We start from the raw sequence: 18,584 nt of genomic DNA, 5'->3' as shown, positions 1-18,584 counted from the left end.
CGGCCTCATCACACCGCTCAATCGAACATGAACAGCGCATCATTGCTGAACTGCGCCTCGAACCGATTCGCCGGCATCGGCCGCCCGAACAGATACCCCTGCACCTCGTCGCAACCATGCTCGCGCAGGAAGTCCAGCTGCTCATGGGTTTCCACACCTTCGGCAATCACCGCCAGGTTGAGGCTGTGGGCCATGGCGATAATGGCGCGGGCGATTTGCGCATCCTGTTCGCCGGAGGGTAGGCCATCGACGAAGGTGCGGTCGATTTTCAGCACGTCGATGGGGAATTGCTTGAGGTAGTTGAGGGACGAATAACCGGTGCCGAAGTCATCCACCGCGATGCTCAGGCCCAGGTTTTTCAGGCTGTCGAGGATGTGCATGGCTTCGTTGACTTCGCGCATCAGGATACTTTCGGTCAGCTCCAGCTCCAGGCACGCCGGCGGCAGGCCGGTGTCCTTGAGGATGGTGGCGATGCGCGTGCCCAGTTGGCCGTCGGAGAACTGCCGCGCAGAGATGTTCACCGAGACTTTCGGCACCCGCACCTTGTTCTGGTGCCAGGTCTTGAGCTGGCGACAGGCTTCGCTGATCACCCAGTCGCCCACGTCCACCACCAGGCCCAGCTCTTCGAGCACCGGAATGAAGTCCCCCGGCGGCACCAGTCCACGGCGTGGGTGGCGCCAGCGCAGCAGCGCCTCGGCACCGGTCAGGCGTTTGCCGTCGCCGCTGAACTGCGGCTGGTAATAGAGCACGAATTCGTCCTGCTCCAGGGCGTGGCGCAGGTCGCTCTCCAGTTCCAGGCGTTCCAGGGCGCTGGCGTTCATATCGGCCTGGTAGAACTGGAAGTTGTTCTTGCCGCGTTCCTTGGCGTGATACATCGCGGTGTCGGCGTTTTTCATCAACTGGCTCAGCTCGTTGCCGTCCTGGGGGCTGAGTGCGATGCCGATACTGGCGGTCACAAAGAACTCGCGACCCTCCAGCACGAAGGGCTTCACCAGGCTGGCGAGGATCTGCTCGGCCACATGGATCGCGCGGTTCAGCGCCATCTCGCGGTTGACCCGCGGTTGCAGCAGCAACGTGAACTCGTCGCCGCCCATGCGTGCCACGGTGTCGTCTTCGGCCACGCAGCCGAGCAGGCGGGTCGCCATTTCCTTGAGCATACGGTCGCCGGCGGCGTGGCCCAGGGAGTCGTTGATCGGCTTGAAACGGTCGAGGTCAAGGAACATCAGCACCACCCACGACTTCTGCCGTTCGGCTGATTGCAGCGCGGTGTGCAGGCGGTCCTGGAACAGCGTGCGGTTGGGCAGGTGGGTCAGGGCGTCGTAGTAGGCCAGGCGGTGGATGCGCTGTTCGCTGGCCTTGCGTTCGCTGATATCACTGAAGAAACACACATAACTGGCCAGGTCGCCTTCGTCGTCGAACACCGCCGTAATGCCGACCCAGGCCGGGTAGTGCTCGCCGTTACGGCGCTTGAGCCACACTTCGCCTTCCCAGGTGCTGTGCTGGTGCAATTGCTTGAGCACATAGCGCAGGTGGGCTTCCTGTTGTTCGTCGACGGTGAGCATGTTCGGCAACTGGTCGAGTACGTCACTCACTGCATAACCGCTGACCCGGCTGAACGCCTCGTTGGCCTGCACGATATAACCGGCCGGGTCGGTGATCAGGATCGCCGACGTGGAGTGTTCGAATACGGTGGCGGCCATGCGCAGGTCTTTTTCCGCGCGGCGTTGCTGGCTGATATCGCGGCCCACGCCGAGGACGCCTTCGAAGGCGCCGTGCTCATCCCACACCAGCACCAGGCGCAGCTCGATCGGCACCTTGCGGCCGTCGGCGCGCAGGCAGTCGAACAGGAACAATTGGGTCTGCACTTGATCACGGAGTCTGTTCAGCGCGTCGGGATCGCCCAGCGCCCGGCTGACCTGTTCCAGCAAGCTATAGATGCCGGTCAGTTGCTGGGGGTTGGCGATGATCGACTGCCAGCCGTTCTTGAATACCCAGTCCACGTCGTAACCCAGCACGGCGTTGACCGACGGGCTGATGTAGTTGAGGGCCAGTTGGCTGTCGGTGGAGCAGATCACGTCGCTGATGCTTTCGGCCAGCATGCGGTAGCGCTTTTCGCTGTCGCGCAGGGACTCGCTGGCTTCGATCTGGTCGGTGATGTCCTTGGCCACACCGATGATACGCGTGACTTGCGCCGATTTGTCCCGCGCCAGGGCCTGCTCGCGGATATCAAAGCGCCGCCATTGATTGTTGCGATGGCGAAAGCGCAACTGGCAGTGCAACTGCGTCGCGTAGCCGGCCTGGCGTTGCTGTTGGCGCAAATCGTGGTAATGCTCGGCGTCTTCGGGGTGCAGCAGGATTTCCCAGAAATACTCGCCCATTTGCTGCAGTTCGGCCTTGGTATAGCCGAGGGTGTGGCCCAGATGGTGGTTGCTGAAGATCATGCGCTGGCTGATCACGTCCTGCACATACAAGTGGTCGGGCACGGTACGCACCACGTCCGACCAGAAGCTTTCGCGTTCCACCAGCGACAGTTCGATCAGCTTGCGGCTGGTGATGTCGCTGATGCTGAGGATCACCGCCTTGAAGTCGTCCTGCTGCTCCGGCAGGCGCATCACCATCCAAAGGTACTGTTCGTTGCCGGCCACATCCTTGAGCTGGATTTCCAACTCAAGCTGATTCTGTTGGGTCAGGACCGCTTCGAGTATCTGATGCCCGATGGACGTGGTATTGCGCGGGCAATCATCGATCAGCCGCTCCCACGCTTCCTCGCAGGAGCCCACTCTGAGCAGGCTCACCGCCACCTGGTTGATCTCGGTGATGCGCAGTTCGGTGAGCAACTGCCGGCATTCCTCGGGGGAGGTTTGCAGCCAGGCGTGCAGTTGCTCGCGGGTCTGCAAGTGCACCTTGCCAAAAAATGCATTCAGGCCCGACAGGTCAAGTACGCACAGGGCGACGCCGGTGCCTTCGAAAATATCCTGATACCGACGCCGGCCTTCATGCACCTGGCGCTGGCGGCGACGCATATTCAGCAGCACGATCACGGGGATCAGCGAGAAGGCCAGGCCCAGCAGGCATTTACCGATAAACGCCGGCAGCAGTTGTTCCAGCACGGCTGCGCGGTCGAACATCCCACGCAATTGCCAGTCGCTTTTGCTCAGGGGCGTGACCAGCACGCTTTTATTCAGGTCATCCGGGGTCAGGGCGTCGCCCCATTGCGCCGGCATGCCGCTGTCACGGCTGACCACGCGGTGGTTCAGGCGGTTCTCGATGGCCCACATCGGCCGTTGGCCCTGGCTGTCCTGGCGGGTCAGGTTGACCAGGTACTCGGGTGCCAGGCGCAGCGCCCAGTACATCCTTGAGCCGCCGCTGGGCTGGTGCAGCAGCAGATAGATGAGGGTGCCGTCGTTGTTATTGCTCAGGTAGTAGGGTTGGCCGTGGCTGCGCTGCACCAATTCTTCCAGCCAGGCGCTGTCCTGGCTGTCATTGGCGCTGTCGCTGATCATCGCGCCGCTGGGCGCCAGCAGGGCGATACTGCGCAGTTCCGGCAGCGAGCGCTGCAACGTGCGCGTCAAGGCCTGCTGCTGTTCGATGTCGCGCGGCGGCTCGACCATCGGTAGCAGGTTCAGGGCAATTTTTGCGCTCAGGGCCATGTTCAGGCTGATCTGTTCAGCCAGGTCGGCACTGTAGTCGATGGTGTATTGCTGTTGGTTTTTCTGGTTTTGCTGCAACTGGTCCAGCAGTTGCCAGAACAATAATGCGAGCAGCAGGAGGACAAGCGTCGCCAATGCGCCTTTGAGGGTGCCGTGCAGGGGCGTTCCCGGCGCTACATGAGCGGCGCGCAAGGGCGTTGGCGGCGTGACTTTGGACAAGCTGTGATCCTGCGGTTTGGCTGGACTGGCGCGCGACGTGCACTATAAGCCGGACGCCCGAAGGGCGGCTAGCATGCCTTGACTTGTGGCAAAGTGCCAGCCCCGCTTGGCTGGACTGACCAAGCGCATTCAGGTAGCTTTGCCGGTTACGCGGGGGCGTTCCAGCCCCAGACATTCAGGCTTTTTCCGCTCGCTGGCATTGATGATAGTCAACGGCCCGCGCGGCGCATGGCCTGGCACGGGCTTCGCCCGCTTAATTCATCAGTCACTGACGCTAGGTTCACCATGGCTCAATACGTCTTCACCATGCATCGGCTGGGAAAAGTTGTCCCTCCGAAGCGGGAAATCCTGAAAAATATTTCGCTGTCCTTCTTCCCCGGCGCCAAGATCGGCGTGCTCGGCCTCAACGGTTCGGGTAAGTCCACGCTGCTGAAAATCATGGCCGGCGTCGACACCGAGTTCGAAGGCGAAGCCCGCCCGATGCCGGAACTGAACATCGGTTACCTGCCCCAGGAGCCGATCCTGGACCCGACCAAGACCGTGCGTGAAGTGGTCGAAGAAGCCGTCAGCGTGATCAAGGACGCCCAGGCCCGCCTGGACGAGGTCTACGCCGCCTACGCCGAACCGGACGCCGACTTCGACAAGCTGGCCGCTGAACAAGCCAAGCTCGAAGCCATCCTGCAGGCCGGCGACGGTCACAACCTGGAGCGCCAGCTGGAAGTCGCCGCCGATGCACTGCGCCTGCCGGCGTGGGACGCCAAGGTCGAACATCTGTCCGGTGGTGAAAAACGTCGCGTGGCCTTGTGCCGCCTGCTGCTGTCGGCGCCCGACATGCTGCTGCTCGACGAACCGACCAACCACCTGGACGCCGACTCCGTCGCCTGGCTGGAGCACTTCCTGCACGATTTCCCGGGCACTGTGGTTGCGATCACGCACGACCGCTACTTCCTCGACAACGTTGCCGGCTGGATCCTCGAGCTTGACCGTGGCGCCGGTATCCCTTACGAGGGCAACTACTCCGGTTGGCTGGAAGCCAAGTCCGACCGTCTGGCCGCCGAATCCAAGCAGCAATCGGCCCACGAAAAAGCCATGAAGGAAGAACTGGAGTGGGTGCGCAAAGGCGCCAAGGCCCGCCAGTCCAAATCCAAGGCACGTCTGCAACGCTTCGAAGAAATGCAGTCGCAGGAATTCCAGAAGCGCAGCGAAACCAACGAGATCTACATCCCGGCCGGCCCGCGCCTGGGTGACAAGGTCATCGAGTTCAAGAACGTGTGCAAAGGCTATGGCGACCGCGTGCTGATCGACAACCTGTCGTTCTCCATGCCAAAAGGCGCGATCGTCGGCGTCATTGGTGGTAACGGTGCGGGTAAATCCACCCTGTTCCGCATGCTGATGGGCAAGGAAACGCCGGATTCGGGCAGCATCGAAATCGGCGAAACCGTGCAACTGGCCTGCGTGGACCAGAGCCGCGAAGACCTGGATGGCAGCAAGACTGTGTTCCAGCAAATTTCCGACGGTTCCGACCAGATCCGCATCGGCAACTATGAAATCCCGTCGCGCACCTACGTCGGCCGTTTCAACTTCAAGGGCGGCGACCAGCAGAAGTTCGTCAAGGACCTGTCCGGTGGTGAGCGCGGTCGCTTGCACCTGGCCCTGACCCTGAAAGAGGGCGGCAACGTCCTGCTGCTCGACGAACCGTCCAACGATCTCGACGTTGAAACCCTGCGTTCCCTGGAAGAAGCCCTGCTGGACTTCCCGGGCGCCGCCATTGTGATCTCTCACGATCGGTGGTTCCTTGACCGCGTCGCGACCCACATCCTGGCGTACGAAGACGACTCGCAAGCGGTGTTCTTCGAAGGCAACTACACCGAGTACGAAGCGGACCGTAAAAAGCGCCTGGGCGAAGCGGCTGCCCAGCCGCACCGTGTGCGCCACAAAAAACTGGCCTGATCCGGCTGGTGTGAAAAAAGCGGAGTCCTCGGACTCCGTTTTTTTTTACATTTTTCCTGACCCACACCGATCAAATGTGGGAGGGGGCTTGCCCCCGATAGCTTTTTCCCTGCTGGTGCATAACCTGCCTTGGCAATCCCCTTTTAAGTGCGATAAATCCCTGTTTCTTGGGTTTATTTATATCTAATGCACCATTTAAATTCACAAAAGCGACATTTTGCCCTGTCGCGGTGCGACATGAATTGATAAAGTCCGGCTCAATCTCATTTAAAAACAATCAATTTGCCGAGACTTTTCATGATCGAATCCGTCGAATCCTTCCTCGCCCGCCTGAAAAAACGCGACCCCGACCAGCCGGAATTCCACCAGGCCGTAGAAGAAGTCCTACGCAGCCTGTGGCCGTTTCTTGAAGCCAATCCCCATTACCTGGCCTCGGGCATCCTGGAGCGCATCTGCGAGCCGGAGCGTGCGATTACCTTTCGGGTGTCGTGGGTGGATGATCACGGCAAGGTCCAGGTCAACCGCGGCTTTCGTATCCAGATGAACAGCGCCATCGGCCCCTACAAGGGCGGCTTGCGTTTCCATCCGTCGGTAAACCTGGGGGTGCTGAAGTTCCTCGCCTTCGAGCAGACCTTCAAGAATTCCCTGACCTCGCTGCCCATGGGCGGCGGCAAGGGCGGCTCGGATTTTGATCCCAAAGGCAAGAGCGATGCCGAAGTCATGCGTTTCTGCCAGGCGTTCATGAGCGAGCTGTACCGCCATATTGGCGCAGACGTGGATGTGCCGGCCGGCGACATCGGCGTGGGCGCCCGTGAGATTGGCTTCCTGTTCGGCCAGTACAAGCGCCTGAGCAACCAATTCACCTCCGTGCTCACCGGCAAGGGCATGACCTACGGCGGCAGCCTGATCCGCCCGGAAGCCACTGGGTTCGGGTGTGTGTACTTCGCCGAAGAAATGCTCAAGCGCGACGGCCAGCGGGTGGAAGGCAAGCGCGTGGCGGTCTCCGGCTCCGGCAACGTCGCCCAATACGCGGCGCGCAAGGTCATGGACCTGGGCGGCAAGGTGATTTCCCTGTCCGACTCCGAAGGCACGCTCTACGCCGAAAGCGGCTTGACCGAGGAACAATGGGCGGCGCTGCTGGAGCTGAAAAACGTGCAGCGCGGGCGCATCAGCGAACTGGCCGGCCGTTACGGCCTGGAATTCCGCGCCGGTAAGACCCCTTGGGAACTGGCCTGCGACATTGCCCTGCCATGCGCTACCCAGAACGAACTCGACGCCGAAGCGGCCCGCACGCTGCTGCGCAACGGCTGCATCTGCGTGGCCGAAGGCGCCAACATGCCGACCACCCTTGAGGCTGTGGATATCTTTATCGAGGCGGGCATCCTGTTTGCGCCGGGCAAGGCATCGAATGCCGGCGGCGTCGCCGTGAGTGGCCTGGAGATGTCGCAGAACGCCATGCGCCTGTTGTGGACCGCCGGTGAAGTGGACAGCAAGCTGCACAACATCATGCAGTCGATCCACCATGCCTGTGTGCACTACGGTGAAGAGAACGGTCGGATCAACTACGTGAAGGGCGCGAACATTGCGGGCTTTGTCAAGGTTGCCGACGCGATGCTGGCCCAGGGCATCGTCTAAGCCTCGGCCTCGATGCGCAGCACCTCGATCAACTGGTCACCGACGGGGCGCTTCCACAGCACCTCGTCACCCACCTGGGCGCCCAGCAAGGCACGGCCCAGGGGCGAGCCCCAGTTGATCAGGCCGGCGCCGGCATCGGCCTGGTCTTCCCCGACCAATTGAATGCGCTGCTGTTCGTCATGCTCATTGGCGAACGTCACCCAGCTGCCGATCTGCACCTTGTCGGTAGACGTAGCGGGTGCCACCACCTGGGCGCTCTGCACGCGCTGGTTGAAGTAGCGCAAATCCCGCTCAAGGTCGGCCTGGCGCTGCTTATCGGCCTGTTCGCCCTTGGCGGACTCGGCGCTGTGGGCGGCCTGTAGCTGCGCAACCTTGGCCTGCAATTGCGCCAACCCCTGGGCGGTCAGGCGATTGGGCTGCTCACTGACCTGGCGCTCCACCGGCTGATCGGCCTGGGCGGCGGCGTTGTCCTCATTTACAAAAGCTCGGCTCATGACGTTCTCCCTCTATGGAGCTTGGGCCATGTTCGCCGCACTTTAGTTTCGATGAATGTCTGAAAGCGACCTATTGCGAGCGATAGGCCCGCGCAGCATCCCGGTTCTTCTCCTGTTGCCAGGCGCGTTCACGGTCATCCCAGTGATTGTCCTTGTAGTCGCGCAGCTCCTCGTTCTCGCGCATGGCCTTGCACTGGCGAAAGCCATCCTCCCAGCCTTCGGCGTAGACCCGGTCTTTCAGGTAACGCGGCACGTTTTTGCGAAACACCCCAGTGATCACCCCCGCCGCCTGGCGGCCGCTGCTGCACCCATCGTCAAAACCATCGGCAAAGGCGGGCGGATAGCCCCGAGCCAGCAATTCCTGATGGGTTGACTGGCAACCCGATAGCCACACCACCGCACACAGCATTACTGCATACCGCCACATTGCTTGCTCCCTGGCCGTTTCACGGCTGATAGGAGAAGTCTAGATAGGGATTTGTCGGGGAGGTGTGAAAGGGGTGTGAGAAAGGTGTGGAGCACGATGAGGTCGGGCGGTGGGCACCGAAGCCGTTGGCGCCCTCCCCACAAGGGCCTAGGTTGCCTGGTTGGTCGCCAGAGCCGCATGATCCGCCAATTCCTGCTGGATAAACGCCGCGATCATTGCGCGATAGACCTGCTCGGTCACCTCGGGGTTGGCGCCCACGGTCTGCGCCAGATCCCGCACCTTGGCGATCACCTGCTCGACCCGCTGCGGGGCCTTGACGCCATCGGTGTCTTTTTTGAAGCGTGCCGCCTGGGAGACGTAGTGGCCGCGTTCGGCCAGCAGGGTGACGATTTGCTGGTCGAGGCGGTCGATGTTGTTTCGAACTTCTTCAAGGGTGGTGCAGGTAACGGCCATGTCGAGTGAACTCCTGATGGTGCGGGCAATGCTGACAAAAGGTGTTAGTCAGTAGTGATACCACTTCACCTCAAGCATCACTTCATTCACCGGCGTCGACAAGTGGCTGTACTCGCGCTGTGCACTCAGGCGCAGGCCGAGGTTGCGGGACAGTTCCCACTGCTGGTTCAGGCTGATGCTGCGCCGCACTTCACCATTGGTGAAGAAATCCCCTTTCGCTTCCAGGCTCAAATTGCCCAGCGGGTTTTTCCACAGCACGCCGGTATTGAACCCGGCCGCGGGAGAGATGGCTTCGTTGAAGTCGTTGTTGTGTTCCACGCGCACGGTGCCGAGGGCGAAGCCGAGCATATCGTCGCGCAGTTGCCAGGTGCCGCCGGCGCCGCCGTTGACGTGGGCGACCAGGGTTTCGTCGTCGTGTTTACCGGGCACCCGCTCCAGGCCGCCGGTAACTTGCCAGGACCACGGCTGCAGCAAGGCGTTGCGCGGGGTCAGGGAGCGGATGGTGGCCAGGTCCAGTTGCTGCAGTTGCCAGTGGTTGCCTTCGTACTGGCGCAGTTTCATCTGCAGGATTTCGATCTGGGCGCCGAGGGGGAAGCCTTCGGCGTTGTCGTTGAGGTCGTGATAGGCCATGCGCAGGCCGTATTCGCCGAAGGCCTTGTCGCCACGGGTGCCGAGGCCGGCTTGCCAGGTGCGCGATTCATGGCCGTTTTCGGGCAGGCCGGGGGGCGTGATCGTCAGGTCGGGCGCGGGGTTCTGGTTGATCGCGCGCAGCAGTTCGAAGCTGCGTTGGGAGCGCGCGGTGTCGCGCTCGAGGCCATTGGCACGGTAGCGGCCCAGGCGGTAGGCGGCGTCGATGATCAGCGCCTGGCGGTCGCGAGGCAATGCTTTGAAGGCTGGCGCCTGCAATTGCTGCTGGTCGTCGCTGACTTTCAGTACCCATTGTTGCTCGTCGCTGTCGAGCGGCTTGGCACGCTCCAGCAACTCGCGCTCGCGGGAGGGACGGTAGTCGATCTTTTCCACCAGGCCCGCGTCCTTCACGGCCTTGACCGTGTCGGTGGGGATCGCGGTGAGCGGGAATTGCTCGGTCAGGCGCAGGCCGGGGCGCGCCACTTGCAGCAGTTCCAGCAGGCGATAGGAGCAGTTTTCATCGAAGAAGAAGTAGTCGAACTGGATCTGCTTGAGCTCCCACACGTGCTCGACCATGCGCTCGGTCTCGACCTGGGTGAGGTTGAGGCGGTATTCCCACAGGTCGCGGTTTTCGAGGCTGCGGTATTCGGAGAGTTTTTCCTGGTAGGGCACCAGGGCGAACAGGCCGGGGTAGCCGCCCATCAGGCCTTTCCAGGCGTACAGGATGCTGTTGTCCGAGCCTTCGATATAGGCGCCGAAGTTGATCGCGTAGCTGAGCAGTGCGGTCTTGTTGCTCTGCACGTCGGCCTGGTCGATACGCAGCAGGGTGTGACCGAACATCGACGACGGACTGTTGAGGTAGGCCGCCGGGAAGATCATCACCGCGCTATGGGGGGCGACGTCCTTGAACCATTGCTTGAATTCCTTGCAGTCCACGGCGGGCAGGTCAGTGAGGTGCAACTGATCCTTGAGCCAGCGGGTACGTGCGGGGTAAACGCATTGGGCGTGTTTTTCACCCAGGCTGGCCGGAGCGTAAAGCGCTTCAACGGTGGCCTTGAGTTCTGCATCCGGGTGGTGGGCGCCATCGGCGGCGAGGAAGAATTTCTTTTCACTGACATAGCTGCGCCAGCCACTGACTTTGCCGGCTTCGTAATGGCCCAGAGAAAGCCAGAACGGATCATTGGCCAGTTGCTGCAAACGTTGATCATCAAGATGCGGTGCCGCGTACAGCGGGGCGCAGGCAAAGAGTGCCATCCAGGCAAAGCGTTTGAGCATAGGGGCAACTTAAGTCGGAAATTAGAGAGACCCAAGGAGAGGCGGGTCCAAAAATAAAACCCGCGCCTGGGTAGGCGCGGGCAGGACGAGCTTAAGCCTGGGTAGCGTATTTCGCCAGACGGGCATCGCCTTTCAGTACAGCCAGGGTGTTGTTGTGCACGTCTTCAGCGGTCACATCGGCCTTGCTGAAGATTTGCTGGAAGTGTTCGTGAGCCACGGCAGCGAAGTGCTCGCGATCTTCCGGAGCAACACCCAGTACCACGGCGTAGGTGGTCAGTGCTTCGCCATTACCCTTGGCCATGTCTTCGGACAGCTCGTTCATCATGCCATTCATGGCAATCCAGGACTTGCCGCCGTAGGTCAGCGCGCTGTTGGTGCTGCAACCGTTGGTGCCCGAGGTCATGCCGAAGGTGGCGTTACCCGAAGTACCGTTGGTGGTGGAAGCCAGGAAGTGAGCTGGAGTACCGCGCTGGCCTTCGAACAACATGTTGCCCCAACCGCAGTTCGGGCCACCTGGTGCTTCAGCCATTGCATTGAGGGAGACGACGGTGAAGAGAGTACCGAGAAGGATCCGTTTCATAGCTTTGTTCTCTTTGTGTGCAAACCAATGGACAAGGGTTCAGGCACTTCATAGCGCCCTAGGGATCGGTTATTAGTCCAACCCGCGCAGTTTGGAGTTTAGGCACGTTCCAAGGGTTCCGTGTGTTTTTATAAAACAATCAGCAATGTCGCGATTTTTTTTGCAGGGCGCCTCCCGTGTCCAGGGTTTCCCAACGGCGCGCCTTGCCAGAGCGCGCAACAGGGAGCCAGAATGCCGTCATCTGCCCCGCCTGATGTAAGGAAGCCCGATGCCTGATCCTGTTGCTGCCAGCTTGCGTCTAGCGCCCGAAGCGCTGACTCGCCCTTTCTCCGCTGAACAGTTCAGCTTCTCGACCACCAATGATTTGGAGCCCTTTCGCGGTGTGCTTGGCCAGGAACGTGCGGTTGAAGCGTTGCAGTTCGGTGTGGCCATGCCGCGCCCCGGTTACAACGTATTTGTCATGGGCGAGCCGGGCACCGGCCGCTTTTCGTTCGTCAAACGCTACCTGAAAGCCGAGGGCAAGCGCCTGCAGACCCCGGCGGACTGGGTCTATGTGAACAATTTTGACGAGCCTCGCGAACCCCGCGCCCTGGAATTGCCAGGCGGCGGTGCGGCGGCGTTCATTGCCGATATCAATGGCCTGGTCGACAACCTCGTCGCGACCTTCCCGGCGGTGTTCGAACACCCGACTTATCAACAGCGCAAGAGTGCCATCGACCGTGCCTTCAACCAGCGCTATGACAAGGCCCTGGACGTGATCGAGCGCCTGGCCCTGGAAAAGGACGTGGCGCTGTACCGCGACAGCTCAAATATCGCCTTCACCCCGATGCTCGACGGCAAGGCCCTGGATGAGGCCGAGTTCTCGCAGCTGCCGGAAGTGGATCGCGAGCGTTTCCACACGGATATTTCCGAGCTGGAAGAACGCCTCAACGAGGAGTTGGCCAGCCTGCCCCAGTGGAAGCGCGAGTCCAACAACCAACTGCGTCAGTTCAACGAAGAAACCATCACCCTGGCCTTGCAGCCTTTGCTCGCACCGCTGTCGGAAAAGTACGCGGAGAACGCCGGTGTCTGCGGTTATCTGCAGGCCATGCAGGTGTACCTGCTGAAAACCGTGGTCGAGCAACTGGTGGACGACGCCAAGACCGACGCCCAGGCCCGCAAGCTGCTCGAAGAGCAATACTGCCCGAGCCTGGTGGTGGGCCATGCGGTCAACGGTGGCGCGCCGGTGGTGTTTGAACCGCACCCGACCTACGACAACCTGTTCGGCCGTATCGAATACAGCACCGACCAGGGCGCGCTGTACACCACCTATCGGCAGTTACGCCCAGGTGCGTTGCACCGTGCCAACGGCGGGTTTCTGATTCTTGAAGCCGAGAAGATGCTCAGCGAGCCGTTTGTGTGGGACGCCCTCAAGCGTTCCCTGCAGTCGCGCAAGCTGAAGATGGAATCGCCCCTGGGCGAACTGGGCCGCCTGGCCACCGTGACCCTTAACCCGCAGATGATCCCGTTGCAGGTCAAGGTCATCATCATCGGTTCGCGCCAGTTGTATTACGCGCTGCAGGACGCCGATCCGGACTTCCAGGAGATGTTCCGGGTGCTGGTGGATTTCGACGAAGACATCCCGATGGTGGACGAGAGCCTGGAGCAGTTCGCCCAGTTGCTCAAGACCCGCACTTCGGAAGAAGGCATGGCGCCGCTGACTTCGGACGCGGTGGCGCGGCTGGCCACCTACAGCGCACGGCTGGCGGAGCACCAGGGCCGTTTGTCGGCACGTATTGGGGATTTGTTCCAGCTGGTCAGCGAAGCGGACTTTATCCGGCACCTGGCGGGCGATGAGATGACCGATGCGGGCCATATCGAGCGTGCGCTGAAGGCCAAGGCCACGCGTACCGGGCGGGTGTCGGCGCGGATTCTCGACGATATGCTCGCCGGGGTGATCCTGATCGACACCGCCGGCGCGGCGGTCGGCAAGTGCAATGGGCTGACGGTGCTGGAGGTCGGTGACTCGGCGTTCGGGGTGCCGGCGCGGATTTCCGCCACGGTGTACCCGGGCGGCAGCGGCATCGTCGACATCGAGCGTGAAGTTAACCTCGGGCAGCCGATCCACTCCAAGGGCGTGATGATCCTCACCGGTTACCTGGGCAGCCGCTATGCCCAGGAATTTCCGCTGGCGATCTCGGCGAGTATCGCGCTGGAGCAGTCCTACGGTTACGTGGACGGTGACAGCGCGTCCCTGGGCGAGGCCTGCACGTTGATCTCGGCCTTGTCGAAGACGCCGCTCAAGCAGTGCTTTGCGATCACCGGTTCGATCAACCAGTTTGGTGAAGTGCAGGCCGTGGGCGGGGTCAACGAGAAGATCGAAGGCTTCTTCCGCCTGTGCGAAGCCCGCGGTTTGACCGGCGAGCAAGGGGCGATCATTCCCCAGGCGAACGTGGCCACGTTGATGCTGGATGAAAAGGTGTTGCAGGCCGTGCGCGCCGGGCAATTCCACATCTATGCGGTGCGTCAGGCCGACGAGGCATTGAGCCTGCTGGTGGGCGAGGATGCCGGTGAGCCGGACGCCGAGGGGCAGTTCCCGGAAGGCACGGTCAATGCCCGCGTGGTCGAGCGCTTGCGCGCGATTGCCGAGATGATCAGCGAGGAAGACCTGAAGGACGCGGAGAAGGAACTGGCGCAGCAGGCGCTGGCCGAAGCCAAGCCCACCTGAGTTCTGAGGCCAGGCCGGATCAAACATGTGGGAGGGGGCTTGCTCCCGATTGCGATGGGTCAGTCATGTAGATGTCGACTGACACACTGCATCGGGAGCAAGCCCCCTCCCACATTTGGATCTGGTTACGTCACTAAATTGACGTCCTTCTGAGGGGCCAACGCCCGTTGGTCCCTACAGCCTTGGTTTGTCATGTTTTTATTCTATTCTGAGCCTTAGGGATATCCACAGGAGTCGCTGGATAGAAACAGCCTCGCCATAGGTTGAGGCTGAACACCGATCTACCGAGGGTCGCCGCCATGCCGCGCAACCTTTGCCTTACCCGCCAGTGCTTCGGCCTGGTTACCCGAATCGAATGTTCCGTTCGCCCGCTCGCGGGGGATAACGGGATGTGGACCTTGTTGTTTGCCGCCGGAATGACGGGTGAACAGCCTTCCACAATCAAGTCCCAGGGCCCGTTTCATGGGCCCTTCGTGGCAGAAAGCATGCTGCAATCGATCGTCGACAGCCTGACCCTGCACGGCTATGAGCTGGCGGGTGACCCGCAGATCTGGTGCCTGCACATGCAGGCCCATCTGCGGCAGCTCAATGGCAGCCATGAGCAACTGGCGCTGTAGGCGCGGTTATTTGCTCTCGGGTTTGTCCAGCTTGACCTCAAAGCCGTATTGCACGGTACTGAGGTCGGTGCGCTGGTAGCTTTCCAGTGCGGTCGGCTGGCCGTAGAAGTAATGCACGTCAAACAAGGCCGTGCCGTATTCCTCGGCGCGGTGGCTGACGCCGAGGATTTCCTTGAGGTAGTTGCCGCTGGCGTCCTTGGCATAGAAGCGCCAGCTGTCGGCCGGGAACTCCTTTTGGTCGACGATCAGTGCGTTGTCCTTGAGTGATAAACCCTTGGGCAGCTTGGCCGCATCGATGTCACCTTTCTCGATAGTCGCCAGGAACAGCGGGATCGAACCCACCACAAACGCCGGGTTTTCCGGGAACAGGTTGAGGTCGTAGGTGAGGGTGCCGCGGGCCGGGTTCAATTCATACGCCTCGGTCGGTAACTCGATGGGCTCGCCGCGTTCACCTTTCTCATCGGCAGTGAAAAACGTCACCGGTGATTCGCTGCTGTTGCGCTCGCTGCCCACCAGGTCGTCATTGAAGGTGAATGGGTGGTCGAACACGATATGGGCGGCGCTGGCGTCTTCGACGGACTGGCTGATGGTGACGCTGTTCTTCAGTTGTTCCTCGGTCAACGAGGCGTCCTTGAGCCAGCTGGCGGCGCCGTCGTCGTACACGGTGACCGGCATGGGCAAGGCTTGTACGGTTTTTTCCAGGCTGTTCTTGTCGAAGCGCAGGACCGGCAGGTCGAGGTCCTTGCGCGTGACCGTGGCCGTGGAGAAATCCAGCACATTGATCTGCAGGGTGTCGATCAGGCCATTGAAATAGACCTTGGCGTAATGGCTGCTCTGCTTGTGTTCGAAGGCTTTCTGCTCATCGACCAGTTGCTTTTCAAACCCATCGGACCAGGCCTTCTGTTTTTGCATCTCGGCCAACTGTTTCTGGTAGAACTCGACTTGCGCGCTGCTTTCGTTGATCGAACCCGAGCGTGTGAGGAATTGTCCGGTGCCGTCCCGTGCCTGTACCAGCAAGGGGTTGGGCGATTCGTCACCCACTTCGGGGGCCAGTGGTTGGCTGTTGGTCAGTTCGATTTCGGCGTAGTTCTTTTCCAGGAGCAGCAGGTTGACGGTGATATTGCCTTCGGTGCGTTTGTGGCCGACGTCCTTTTTCGACAAGTCGAAGGTCAGCACTTTGCCCGGTGCGATCACTTCCACTGCGCCTTTGAGGCGAACGGGTTGCGGCTGGCTTTTGTTTTCCGTCTCGATGCCATCGATAAACGGGTAGGTGACCGTCAGGTCATCCGGGTTGGTCAGGTTGGAGCTGCTGGGGCTCAACTGGATGCCGGGATCGGTTTCCGACCATTCCGGCTGGAACGGCACGACCTTGTTGTTGCTTAAGGTGACGGACTGCCATTCCAGGCCGTGGGGGAAGGGGAACTGGTCCGGCACATTGAAGTTGAACGGGAAGACCGGCTGCAGATCGGTCAGGTAGTCGGAATGTGAGGCTTTGCGCAGTACGAACAAGCCATTGATGTAGGTGTCCACCAGCCCTTGCGGCGTGGGGTAGTGCTTGAGCAGCGCGAGGGTGTCCTCGCCGTATTCGGCCTCGATGGGCTTGGTGGCGAGCTTGACCCGCGCCCGTTCCAGCAGCAGCAGCGAGCCGCCGAGGTCGGCAATGGCGTCGCGCAGTTTCGGATCCTGGATGCTGTCGAGGGACTGCTCGAACTTCGCGGTTTTCTCTTCGAGGGTGGCCTGTTTCTGCTCATCGCTTGGGGAACAGCCGCCGGCCAGCAACAAGGCGGCGCACAGGCCAACGCTGGCCAAAGGGGATCGCACATCCATCATCTGAGTTTTTTCCTGTCCGACGTCATCGAGCCGAGTTATTGGGCTCGACACTAGCAGAAAAATTCTCTTACAGATGCCGCCCAGGTCAGTTTTCTCGTGGTTACAGGTGTCTTATAGCGGCTGGTATACTCGCCGCCATTTCTAGCCATGCTGTGTGAGATCCAATGGAACGCTTTATCGAAAATGCTATGTACGCCTCGCGCTGGCTGCTGGCGCCTATCTATTTCGGCCTGTCCCTCGGGTTGCTGGCGCTGGCGCTGAAATTCTTCCAGGAAGTGATTCACCTGCTGCCGAGCGTGTTCTCGATGGCCGAGTCCGAGCTGATCCTGGTGCTGCTGTCGTTGATCGACATGGCCCTGGTCGGCGGCTTGCTGGTGATGGTGATGATTTCCGGCTACGAGAACTTCGTCTCGCAGCTGGACATCGATGAAAACAAGGAAAAGCTCAATTGGCTGGGCACCATGGACTCTTCGTCGCTGAAGATGAAAGTGGCGGCCTCCATCGTGGCGATTTCCTCCATCCATTTGCTGCGCATCTTCATGGACGCCAAGAACGTCGATCCGCAACACCTGATGTGGTACGTGATCATTCACATGACCTTCGTGATCTCGGCGTTCGCCATGGGTTACCTGGACAAGGTCACCAAGCACTGATGCCCCGCGCTGGCCTTACTGCTCGATGAAGTAGTAGGGCTGGCGGTTGATGGCCATCTCCTTGATCACCGTGACCTTGGTGGTCAAGTCGTTGGTATGGTCCAGCAGCGCGACGTTGCCGGGTTTGGCGGTCAAAAAGCGCTGAAGCTCGGCTTCGGTCTGCAGGATCGGGAGGTAGGCCTGGGTGTAGAACACGCTGGCGCCGGCAATCCGCTCATTGGGCTGAAACAACACCACCTCCTTGCCTTCGGCTTGCAGTGCCTGGATCTGACTGATCAACGGCACGAACGACTGGCGCACGTCGGCTTTGGGCGCGAACCAGAAGGCGGCTATCAGGTAGCAGGCGACGGCCAGGGTGAACACGCCGCCAATCACGCGGCGGTGATAGGCGTACAACGCCGGCTTGTGATCCTTCAGCCATTTCAGCAGCACCCGCACATATTCCGCAGCCAGTACAGCGGCGGCCGGTGTCAGGGCCATCAGGTAAACCGTGCGCTTGCTTGAGGCCAGCGTCAGCAGGGTGAATTGCGCCACCAGCCATACGCTGAAAAACAGGCGGTAGCGGTTGTGCACCAGGCTTTTACGAAAATGCCACAGGCCCAGGTACACCAGGATGTTCCACGGCAGGAAGGCCTCGGGCAGCTTGGCGATGTAGTAATAGAACGGTTCGTAATGCCCGGCCTCCACGAACGAGCCGCTGAAGCGCCCGACGCTGTTGGTCCACAGCACTTCGCCCACGGCCTGCATCCCGCCGCGCTGGAACAGGAAGCACAACCAGATCATCAGCGGCACCAATGCCAGCAGGGTGAACAGCGCCGGCTTGAGCCAGTCGGCGAGGCGCAGGCGCCTGTCCATCAGGCTGGTGCTGGCCAGGTACACGAAAATCACGATGCCCGGCATCGCCAGGCCCAGTACGCCTTTGCTCAAGGTGGCGATCACCATGCCGGCGGTAAACAGCGCCCAGGCCCAGGTCGTCGAGCTTTGGCGCTCGGACTCAGGCCGCATCGCCTGGTAGAACGCCAGCAGCGCGGTGGTCACGCCGAGGCTGAGCAGTGAGTCTTCCCCCACGCCGCGCACATTGCTCCAGTAGCTGGCCATGGTCGCCAGGATCAGCGCCGCACTGAAGGCCAATGTTTTCGGGCGCCCGAACCGGCGCAGCATTCCATAGAACAGCATCACGCTGAACAGACCGGCAAATGCCGACGCCAGGCGGACCGCCCCAGGCGTGCCGCCGAACAGGCGAATCGCTCCGGCGTCCAGCCACAGGCTCAGGGGTGGTTTTTCCAGGAAGGGTTCACGAAACAGTTGCGGCACGACCCAGTCATTGTCCAGGTGCATGGCCATGGCGATCCCCGCGACGCGGGCCTCGGTGGAGCCTTGCAGTTCGTGGTTTCCCAGGGCAAAGAAGAACAACAGAGCAGCAAGCAGGAGCAGCAGGGGAGCGGGGCGCGTCATGGAGTCTGGCTA

General features: G+C 61.0%; 13 protein-coding genes. 5 read left to right on the top strand and 8 right to left on the bottom strand.

Annotated features, from left to right (window positions below):
• Positions 1-17: 17 nt before the first annotated feature.
• Positions 18-3,869 (bottom strand): bifunctional diguanylate cyclase/phosphodiesterase, encoded by a 3,852-nt coding sequence (locus tag FX984_RS14910; protein ID WP_098480905.1) that lies wholly within the window; start codon positions 3,867-3,869, stop codon positions 18-20.
• A 285-nt stretch (positions 3,870-4,154) separates the two neighbouring features.
• Here FX984_RS14910 and ettA point away from each other — a divergent pair, with 285 nt between their 5' ends.
• Together ettA and gdhA are read left to right on the top strand one after the other, a co-directional pair.
• A complete protein-coding gene (gene ettA / locus FX984_RS14905) occupies positions 4,155-5,819 on the top strand; it encodes an energy-dependent translational throttle protein EttA (RefSeq protein WP_027605320.1) in 1,665 nt (554 codons plus the stop codon).
• A gap of 297 nt (positions 5,820-6,116) precedes the next feature.
• Positions 6,117-7,454 carry an NADP-specific glutamate dehydrogenase gene (gdhA, locus tag FX984_RS14900; RefSeq protein WP_027605321.1) on the top strand — a complete coding sequence of 446 codons (1,338 nt, stop codon included), beginning with the start codon at positions 6,117-6,119 and terminating at the stop codon, positions 7,452-7,454.
• On the opposite strand, the gene FX984_RS14895 is transcribed toward gdhA, so the two are convergent.
• The 5 genes from FX984_RS14895 to FX984_RS14875 all read right to left on the bottom strand — a co-directional run bounded on the left by FX984_RS14895 (position 7,451) and on the right by FX984_RS14875 (position 11,310).
• A complete protein-coding gene (locus FX984_RS14895) occupies positions 7,451-7,948 on the bottom strand; it encodes a GreA/GreB family elongation factor (protein WP_027605322.1) in 498 nt (165 codons plus the stop codon). The genes gdhA and FX984_RS14895 overlap by 4 nt on opposite strands.
• Before the next feature lie 70 nt (positions 7,949-8,018).
• Positions 8,019-8,375 carry a hypothetical protein gene (locus tag FX984_RS14890; protein ID WP_065938304.1) on the bottom strand — a complete coding sequence of 119 codons (357 nt, stop codon included), beginning with the start codon at positions 8,373-8,375 and terminating at the stop codon, positions 8,019-8,021.
• Positions 8,376-8,522: 147 nt separating this feature from the next.
• Positions 8,523-8,828 carry a chorismate mutase gene (locus FX984_RS14885; protein ID WP_092358274.1) on the bottom strand — a complete coding sequence of 102 codons (306 nt, stop codon included), beginning with the start codon at positions 8,826-8,828 and terminating at the stop codon, positions 8,523-8,525.
• Positions 8,829-8,876: 48 nt separating this feature from the next.
• The gene (locus tag FX984_RS14880; protein ID WP_146478310.1) at positions 8,877-10,730 is read right to left on the bottom strand and encodes an Lnb N-terminal periplasmic domain-containing protein; all 1,854 of its coding nucleotides are present in this window, start codon (positions 10,728-10,730) and stop codon (positions 8,877-8,879) included.
• Positions 10,731-10,821: 91 nt separating this feature from the next.
• Positions 10,822-11,310, bottom strand: a complete 489-nt coding sequence (locus tag FX984_RS14875) for a DUF3015 domain-containing protein (RefSeq protein WP_027605327.1) — start codon at positions 11,308-11,310, stop codon at positions 10,822-10,824.
• 268 nt (positions 11,311-11,578) lie between these two features.
• Between FX984_RS14875 and FX984_RS14870 the strand changes: the two genes are divergently transcribed.
• Both FX984_RS14870 and FX984_RS14865 read left to right on the top strand, forming a co-directional pair.
• Positions 11,579-14,017, top strand: coding sequence for a Lon protease family protein (locus tag FX984_RS14870; protein ID WP_027605328.1), 2,439 nt, complete (start codon positions 11,579-11,581; stop codon positions 14,015-14,017).
• 299 nt (positions 14,018-14,316) lie between these two features.
• The gene (locus tag FX984_RS14865) at positions 14,317-14,634 is read left to right on the top strand and encodes a PA4575 family protein (RefSeq protein ID WP_027605329.1); all 318 of its coding nucleotides are present in this window, start codon (positions 14,317-14,319) and stop codon (positions 14,632-14,634) included.
• 6 nt (positions 14,635-14,640) lie between these two features.
• Here the strand turns inward: FX984_RS14865 and FX984_RS14860 are convergent, their stop codons facing one another.
• On the bottom strand, positions 14,641-16,464 hold the full coding sequence (locus FX984_RS14860) for a hypothetical protein (RefSeq protein ID WP_081744420.1): 1,824 nt from the start codon (positions 16,462-16,464) through the stop codon (positions 14,641-14,643).
• A gap of 164 nt (positions 16,465-16,628) precedes the next feature.
• Between FX984_RS14860 and FX984_RS14855 the strand changes: the two genes are divergently transcribed.
• Positions 16,629-17,117 carry a TIGR00645 family protein gene (locus FX984_RS14855; RefSeq protein WP_017253710.1) on the top strand — a complete coding sequence of 163 codons (489 nt, stop codon included), beginning with the start codon at positions 16,629-16,631 and terminating at the stop codon, positions 17,115-17,117.
• Positions 17,118-17,132: 15 nt separating this feature from the next.
• Here the strand turns inward: FX984_RS14855 and FX984_RS14850 are convergent, their stop codons facing one another.
• On the bottom strand, positions 17,133-18,572 hold the full coding sequence (locus tag FX984_RS14850; protein WP_146478309.1) for an ArnT family glycosyltransferase: 1,440 nt from the start codon (positions 18,570-18,572) through the stop codon (positions 17,133-17,135).
• Between the last annotated feature and the right edge of the window lie 12 nt (positions 18,573-18,584).

The sequence above is a fragment of the Pseudomonas marginalis genome, assembly GCF_008692035.1.
GTDB lineage: Bacteria > Pseudomonadota > Gammaproteobacteria > Pseudomonadales > Pseudomonadaceae > Aquipseudomonas > Aquipseudomonas marginalis.
The sequence above is the reverse complement of the archived record's forward strand: the minus strand, read 5'-3'. Positions and strand labels throughout refer to the sequence as shown.

What these genes read in the sequence shown, in the direction of transcription:
- ettA (WP_027605320.1), top strand. Translation starts at nt 4,155, where the DNA reads ATGGCTCAATACGTCTTCACCATGCATCGGCTGGGAAAAGTTGTCCCT.
- gdhA (WP_027605321.1), top strand. Translation starts at nt 6,117, where the DNA reads ATGATCGAATCCGTCGAATCCTTCCTCGCCCGCCTGAAAAAACGCGAC.
- FX984_RS14895 (WP_027605322.1), bottom strand. Translation starts at nt 7,948, where the DNA reads ATGAGCCGAGCTTTTGTAAATGAGGACAACGCCGCCGCCCAGGCCGAT.
- FX984_RS14890 (WP_065938304.1), bottom strand. Translation starts at nt 8,375, where the DNA reads ATGTGGCGGTATGCAGTAATGCTGTGTGCGGTGGTGTGGCTATCGGGT.
- FX984_RS14885 (WP_092358274.1), bottom strand. Translation starts at nt 8,828, where the DNA reads ATGGCCGTTACCTGCACCACCCTTGAAGAAGTTCGAAACAACATCGAC.
- FX984_RS14880 (WP_146478310.1), bottom strand. Translation starts at nt 10,730, where the DNA reads ATGCTCAAACGCTTTGCCTGGATGGCACTCTTTGCCTGCGCCCCGCTG.
- FX984_RS14875 (WP_027605327.1), bottom strand. Translation starts at nt 11,310, where the DNA reads ATGAAACGGATCCTTCTCGGTACTCTCTTCACCGTCGTCTCCCTCAAT.
- FX984_RS14870 (WP_027605328.1), top strand. Translation starts at nt 11,579, where the DNA reads ATGCCTGATCCTGTTGCTGCCAGCTTGCGTCTAGCGCCCGAAGCGCTG.
- FX984_RS14865 (WP_027605329.1), top strand. Translation starts at nt 14,317, where the DNA reads ATGCCGCGCAACCTTTGCCTTACCCGCCAGTGCTTCGGCCTGGTTACC.
- FX984_RS14860 (WP_081744420.1), bottom strand. Translation starts at nt 16,464, where the DNA reads ATGATGGATGTGCGATCCCCTTTGGCCAGCGTTGGCCTGTGCGCCGCC.
- FX984_RS14855 (WP_017253710.1), top strand. Translation starts at nt 16,629, where the DNA reads ATGGAACGCTTTATCGAAAATGCTATGTACGCCTCGCGCTGGCTGCTG.
- FX984_RS14850 (WP_146478309.1), bottom strand. Translation starts at nt 18,572, where the DNA reads ATGACGCGCCCCGCTCCCCTGCTGCTCCTGCTTGCTGCTCTGTTGTTC.